Below are 6,377 nucleotides of genomic sequence, written 5' to 3'. Positions count from 1 at the left end.
GGGGCTATTGAGGTTTTATCCCCCCAACCCCCCTTGGGAAGGGGGGCTAAAGAGGTTTTATCCCCCCAACCCCCCTTTGGAAGGGGGGCTCAAGAGGTTTTATCCCCCCAACCCCCCTTGGGAAGGGGGGCTATTGAGGAATATCTCTGTCGGGGATGCGATCGCCTAACTCCCGCCACCTCCGTCTTAATCCCAGAAATGCTAAAACTTTTTCAACGATACTGGCGAGTTTGGATGGATAGCGGCGGATGCCAGAGCGAGATTCCAATGAAAAATAGCAGGGGCAATTCCCCCGCAATTTTAGACATTGCGGCACTTGCGGCACAGTCCCTCCTGCCAAATAATTTTCCTCCGGGGCTTTTCTCTCACCGTCCACTGCCCCCTATGAGTGGAGTACAACAAAAATTATTCCTCTGGCTCCCCCCTTTCATGTCCCCCCCTTTCATGTCCCTCCCCTTTCATGTCCCCCCCCTTTCAAAGGGGGGGCTAGGGGGGGATAAGAGCTAGGGGCGAACCGTACAACTCCCATTTCCAGAAAAAATTCACAAACGGGGCAGTGAAAACGTCTTATTTATAGAGGCGCAATTTTTCCCCCTTTGTTATGCCCGCGCCAGTGAAAAAATCTCTGGCTGGAAAAATTCACAAACGGGGCAGGTAAAACGTCTTATTTATAGAGGCGCGATTTCTTCCCCGAAGATCGCTCCCTCCCAATCGACTATTCATTTAATTTCCAAAAAAGAGAGGAATTAATCATGTCTGACTCAACGAATCAACCGGACAAAATCACCATCGAAAACGAAGGGGAACCGGAGGCAAAACTTCCCTACTCGCCACCCAAACTGTACCAGCATGGGAAAATCAATGAAGTAACTTTTACCACGATTGTTGCAACTGGCTTTGACGGATTTCCAAATTTCACTGATTTTTCCCTGCATGTATTATGGTATTTACCCTTTGGATTTTTGGGTGCGTTAACGTTTTGTTAATCGAGGACGTAGGGAAACAATGCCTCTAACTCGAAAAATAAAGATTGACTTCGAGGTATAGCCAAATCTATACGCCAAAGATAACTCTATGATTCTGCGATTTACATCTTTATGGCGGCAGATTTCGATAATCGTCTTAAGTATATAGACGATATAAACGACGAAAGTTACAAACTACAACTCTCTATAGAGTTTGAACATATAACCGTTCCATGAGGACGTATGAGTTTTTTCTCAGTAATTACGAAGGTTGCCAAAATTGGGGGAGCCATTATGACTAAGATCGGTGAAATGGAGTCACTTAACAATCCTGACAATAAACCTCCCAATGTAAAATTTGGGGATGTGACGTGGATATATGACCGGGAAAAGGGTTCCACTCACGCGGCCAACTTCGATAGTGGTGAATCAGTCATTTCTTATTCTTTGACTAGCAATGATGGTGTCCTGAGTACCATGATTCAGCCTATAGAGTATGGACAAACTTATGATGCCACTTCCGATCTCAAGGATTTTGGTAGTGGAGAAATGAGCATTGTCCCCGGTCAAGAAGACAGCGAAGCTTTGGGAAACCCTCCCACCCGTAAACTTCTATCTTACGTTGGTACGTTGTTTATTGGAAAAGTTGCTTTAACTCGCAGTATTTCCTTTGAAAAGACCAACAATGGTTTTAAGATAGACAGCCAGTCTATTTTAGATGAAGTTTCCATAAACTACAAGGACAAAGAAGGCAACGACTTTACGCTGAATGGTAAAGCCAATCAGAAAACAAGCGATAGCAACGACAATAGTTATGTCGCTGAAATTCCTTTTCCAAATGGCAGTAGCCATGAACTCCCTTTGAGTAACTTGAGTATCAGTATTACCATGCCCACTCCGGCTTTCATGGAAATGACTCGGGAACACCGCTGGCGGCTTAAAAGTGTAGAGGAAGTCCCCCTCCTCCAAAGCTTTTTACCTTCCAATTCATCGAACTAATCGAAGAGAGCGGTAGGGTGTGTTAAGCGCTGTTCAATTATTTGACATTAACCTAAATGTTAAAATTCAGCGCCGTAACGCACCACCTAATGACATAAGCGGTAGGGTGCGTCTTTGCGCTGTGCAATTATTTGACATTAACCTAAATGTTAAAATTCAGCGCCGTAACGCACCTAACAACTTAAGTCTAAGGTGGGCAAAATTATGTAATCCCGAAAAATTCCGGCTTCGGATATCATTTGCCCACCCTACTAATGATGAACTATATTTGAACCGAAAGCGATCCTCTGTCCCCCCCCGGACAACTTGCGTATTTATTCCTCTGTCTCCCCCCTTTCAAAGGGGGGTTAGGGGGGGATTACCAATGTCTCCCCCCTTTCAAAGGGGGGTTAGGGGGGGATTACCAAAGGGGGGGATAAAAAAGGGGGTTAGAGGGGATAAGGGGCCGGGGGGATCGAAACCACAGAGACACAGAGGACACAAAGAGAGATTCTGTCGGTCGAGAATGTCCTAACTATCTATTGCAGTGCAATAGTAAAATTATTTAATAATTTAAAGCAAATTTTAATTCAACCTTGAACCAAATGTTTTTCTATCAAATTTACGGCATTACCCTAAGCAGCAACCGGCAACTGCCCGGTCTAATAGCCATCTCGCCCGCCCCAACAGATATCGAATTTGAATTAACAGAAACCGGCCCGGTTGTATCGCCCCAACCTGCTACTGGCTGGCAAATAAACAGAGAGCAAAAAACCGACGGTACTTACGAACTTTCCTATGGCGGCAACGGAATGGTCGAGTTCCAAATTTCCCCCTCGCGCCAAAAAATTTCTGCCCGAACCAACTTGCCATTACCAGAAGTCACCGCCATCTTACTCGGTGCAGTATTGGGTTCTGCGTTGCGCTTGCGGGGGACAGTTTGCCTGCATTCCAGTGCGATCGCCGTGGGAACCCCTGGCTCCCCCCGGACAACAAAAAATTATGACCCTGGCTCCCCCCTTTCAAAGGGGGGCGGGGGGGGGGATAAAGGGGGGCGGGGGGGGATAAAGGGGGGCGGGGGGGGGATAAAAAAAAGGGGAGGAACCCAGGCGATCGCCTTAATCGGCGCTAAAGGGGCGGGAAAATCCACCACTGCCGCCGCTTTTGCCAAACGCGGATGTCCCATTCTGGCCGACGATGTAGCAGTCCTCACCGAGAAGGACAACTCATTTCTCGTTCAACCCGGATATCCCCGTCTGCGCTTGTGGCCGAATGCCGTTAACGCCGTCTACGGGTCAGAGGTCGGTTTATCCAGGGTGATGAGGCAAATCGATAAACGCTATGTGGAGTTGGATGCGGAGAATGCTGCCGTCCAGTGGCGGTTTCAGGCGCAACCGGCAAGTCTTGCGGCTGTTTATATCTTAGAACCGCGCCAATTAGAGTTAGCAACTCCGGCGATCGCGCCAATTCCCAGTAAAATTGGTTTGATGATGTTACTAGAGCATTGCTATCCCTACTTTTTAACCTTAGACCGCGATAGACAATACCGAGAATTTATTTTTTTGGGACGTTTGGCAGCTACGGTCCCCCTGCGAAAAGTCGATCGCCCCGATGAACTGACGAAACTGCCGCAAATTTGCGATGCTATTCTTGACGATATTAAAAGTTTTTAGTTCATTAAAAATTTTTAATTACAAATTAATCGCTTTCAAGTTGCATTTTTTTAATTTTATTGGTAATGTTTGGCTTGCATGGCAAACAATCGCGCGTAAGTCCCACCGAGACTTAACAATTCTTCGTGAGAACCACTTTCTACAATCCTACCTTTTTCTAAGACAAAAATGCGATCGACCATCTTTACCGTTGACAGACGATGGCTAATCAAAATTGCCGTTTTGCCTTGAATCAGTTGGCGAAATTGCTCGAAAACTTCCGATTCCGATCGCGCATCTAAAGCACTTGTGGGTTCGTCGAGAACCAGAATTTGAGCCGATCGCAAAAAAGCCCGGGCGATCGCTACTTTTTGCCACTCCCCCACGCTCAATTCTTCCCCTTCGTCAAATTGCGTGCCTAACGTCGTCTCGTAGCCTTTTGGAAGTTTAGCGATCGCTTTATCTACCCCGGCTTTTTGCGCCGCTTTGATAATATCTTCTTCCTCACTCAAATTCCCAATATTTCCAAACCCAATATTCTCCCTCACCGTCAAATTGTAACGCACGTAATCTTGAAACACCACACTAATTTCCCGTCGCCACTCTGTCGCATTCAATTCCCGCAAATCAATCCCATCAATTGTAACTCGTCCGCCCGTCGGATCGTAAAGCCGACATAATAATTTAATTAACGTGGTTTTACCCGCTCCATTTTCTCCCACCAACGCCACGGTTTCTCCCGCCGGAATCGTTAAATTAATCTCTTCCAGTAAGGGACGACTGCTATGAGGATAGTGAAAAGAAACTCTTTCAAATGTCACCCCCACTGCAAACGGGTTGGGAACGGGATGAGGATGGGAAGGGGTGGAAACTGTGGGTTTTAAGTCCAGAAATTGGTATAAATGAGAGAGAAATAAACTATTTTCATACAAACTGGCAAGACTGGAAAGCAGTTCTCGCAAACAAATTTGACCCCGTTGAAATCCCTGATAGTACATTACCAGTCCCCCTAATGTAATTTCATCCATCAGGGTTTGATAGGCAATAAAACCGCAAGCGGCAAAAACGGCAAGAGTGCTGCTGGATTGAGTGATTAATTCCGCCTGCGATCGCCATTTAGCCAGCGCCAATTTTTCCTGACGAATCGAGTCGCGCAGGTGGCGATAGCGCTGGCGAAATCCCGCCCCCAAATCGAACAATCGCACTTCTTTGGCATAGGAATCATGGACGAGCATCAAATGAAAATAGTAAGCGATGCGCTCTTTGAGCGTCCAACCCCGTTGCTGACGATAGAGCTTGCCGGTATGGTTTAACCGGACGAATAAACCGGGAAGTGCTGCGGCTAACAAGACTGCAGCGATCGCCCAATGGAGGGAAATTAATAGAGCTGCGATCGCCATCAGAGAAATGCCATTTTGCGCCAACTGCACCAAACTATTCAGGATGCGCTGAGGGCGATAAACCGCTTCTTGTTGGGCGCGATGCAAAGCATTATAAAACTGGGCATTTTCGTAATATTCCAAATCGAGTTCGATAGATTTAGCGTGCAAAATGTCATGGACAAAATCCGTAACAATTTGGGAGTGCGCCTCGCTTGCATATCCGGATAAAGAGCGCAGACAATCAGCAATCAGAGCGGTGAATCCGGCGAGAATCACCAGCAGCAGCACCTCGGAAAAGGCAGCAGAACCCGCGCCAATACCTACGGTGACGGCATCGACGATCCGTTTCATTAAATAGAGGGAAACTATGGGCAAAACGCCTTGCACCAGCAAGAGAATCGTCGTGACAGCGCTCCACAGGGGAGTGCTTTGCCAGACTAAACAAATGGCTCTTTTCAGGTTTTCCAAGAGTTGCTTATTTTTGAGCTTGGTTTTCAAAGTTCGTAATGATTTTAGGGGCGATATTGACATAGAGAGCGATCGCACTTTTGGCAATCCGGTCAAGTTAGGAACCCTTCCCCTTTTCTGATTCCTCTTCTCCCAAGAACCAATTGACAATCGTCAACCGCTCTCCCGCTGTCACGGGCTTGACTTCATGCACTATAGCGCTGTCAAAAGCGATTAACAAGCCCGGTTGCCCATTGAGCGACAAACCCAACCGAGCGGCTTTCTCATCTTTTAATAAACCATAAAACATTAATGCCCCGCCCTCATAGGTGTCGATATTGGCAGAATCGCAATCTCCAGTCTGTCCTTCACCGTTGACAAAAATTATCGTAGAGACTCGTCGCCTTTGGTTCACATATTGGTAATCCTTCCCAAAATCCCGATCCTTGTGGGGGAGATAAAAGCCACCTTCTCGGTAGAACAAAAAGTTCGGGCCTTGACAAGCGTCCAATTTCACCTTAAAATTTTTTTCCAATTGGGGCTTAATCGCTCCGAGTTTCTGGCCTACGGTTTCAACGATGGATGGGGACAATTTGGTTTGCTCAACCTTGCGAATGGTTTCATCCACTACAAATTTTCCTTCGCTCAGGTGGATTTCGCCCGGTCGAAATTTCTTGGCTTGACGAATTTCCGCTAAAATTTGCTGGCAAAGCTGGCGATCGAGGAAGTCTCGCATGACGAAGACCCCCAAACGCTCGAATAGGGTTAATTGGTCTAGCATGGAATTTTTTAGGTTAACTTAAGCATCTTATTGATTTTATGAGCGGTTTTGTTGGGATTGTCAACGGCGACGGTCAACCCATTGACCCCACCCTGTTACAGATACATTTAACCCGGAAAAATCTAGCAATTGCTGGAAGTTTCTGAGTATGGCACAATCTGGAATGAAATTA

Annotated in this window: 5 protein-coding genes; 3 read left to right on the top strand and 2 right to left on the bottom strand. The window is 46.6% G+C overall.

Going from position 1 to position 6,377, the window contains the following annotated elements:
* The first annotated feature begins 752 nt into the window (after positions 1 to 752).
* From LKK83_RS13500 to LKK83_RS13490, 3 genes are all read left to right on the top strand, one after another.
* Positions 753 to 986: a hypothetical protein gene (locus LKK83_RS13500; RefSeq protein ID WP_324631689.1), complete on the top strand. Its 234-nt coding sequence runs from the start codon at positions 753 to 755 to the stop codon at positions 984 to 986.
* Positions 987 to 1,259: 273 nt separating this feature from the next.
* Positions 1,260 to 1,964: a hypothetical protein gene (locus tag LKK83_RS13495; protein ID WP_324631688.1), complete on the top strand. Its 705-nt coding sequence runs from the start codon at positions 1,260 to 1,262 to the stop codon at positions 1,962 to 1,964.
* 584 nt (positions 1,965 to 2,548) lie between these two features.
* Positions 2,549 to 3,616 (top strand): serine/threonine protein kinase, encoded by a 1,068-nt coding sequence (locus LKK83_RS13490; RefSeq protein WP_324631687.1) that lies wholly within the window; start codon positions 2,549 to 2,551, stop codon positions 3,614 to 3,616.
* Positions 3,617 to 3,672: 56 nt separating this feature from the next.
* On the opposite strand, the gene LKK83_RS13485 is transcribed toward LKK83_RS13490, so the two are convergent.
* Positions 3,673 to 5,475, bottom strand: a complete 1,803-nt coding sequence (locus LKK83_RS13485) for an ABC transporter ATP-binding protein (RefSeq protein ID WP_324631686.1) — start codon at positions 5,473 to 5,475, stop codon at positions 3,673 to 3,675.
* Between the two features lie 67 nt (positions 5,476 to 5,542).
* Complete coding sequence (locus tag LKK83_RS13480; RefSeq protein WP_324631685.1) at positions 5,543 to 6,205, bottom strand: 2OG-Fe(II) oxygenase; 663 nt, start codon at positions 6,203 to 6,205, stop codon at positions 5,543 to 5,545.
* Positions 6,206 to 6,377 lie beyond the last annotated feature (172 nt).

Source organism: Phormidium sp. CCY1219, assembly GCF_035615515.1.
GTDB lineage: Bacteria > Cyanobacteriota > Cyanobacteriia > Cyanobacteriales > Laspinemataceae > CCY1219.
This window is presented reverse-complemented; position numbering and strand designations above follow the sequence as displayed.

Excerpts from the sequence above, each read along its gene's own strand:
- LKK83_RS13500 (WP_324631689.1), top strand. The coding sequence starts at position 753 with ATGTCTGACTCAACGAATCAACCGGACAAAATCACCATCGAAAACGAA.
- LKK83_RS13495 (WP_324631688.1), top strand. The coding sequence starts at position 1,260 with ATGACTAAGATCGGTGAAATGGAGTCACTTAACAATCCTGACAATAAA.
- LKK83_RS13490 (WP_324631687.1), top strand. The coding sequence starts at position 2,549 with ATGTTTTTCTATCAAATTTACGGCATTACCCTAAGCAGCAACCGGCAA.
- LKK83_RS13480 (WP_324631685.1), bottom strand. The coding sequence starts at position 6,205 with ATGCTAGACCAATTAACCCTATTCGAGCGTTTGGGGGTCTTCGTCATG.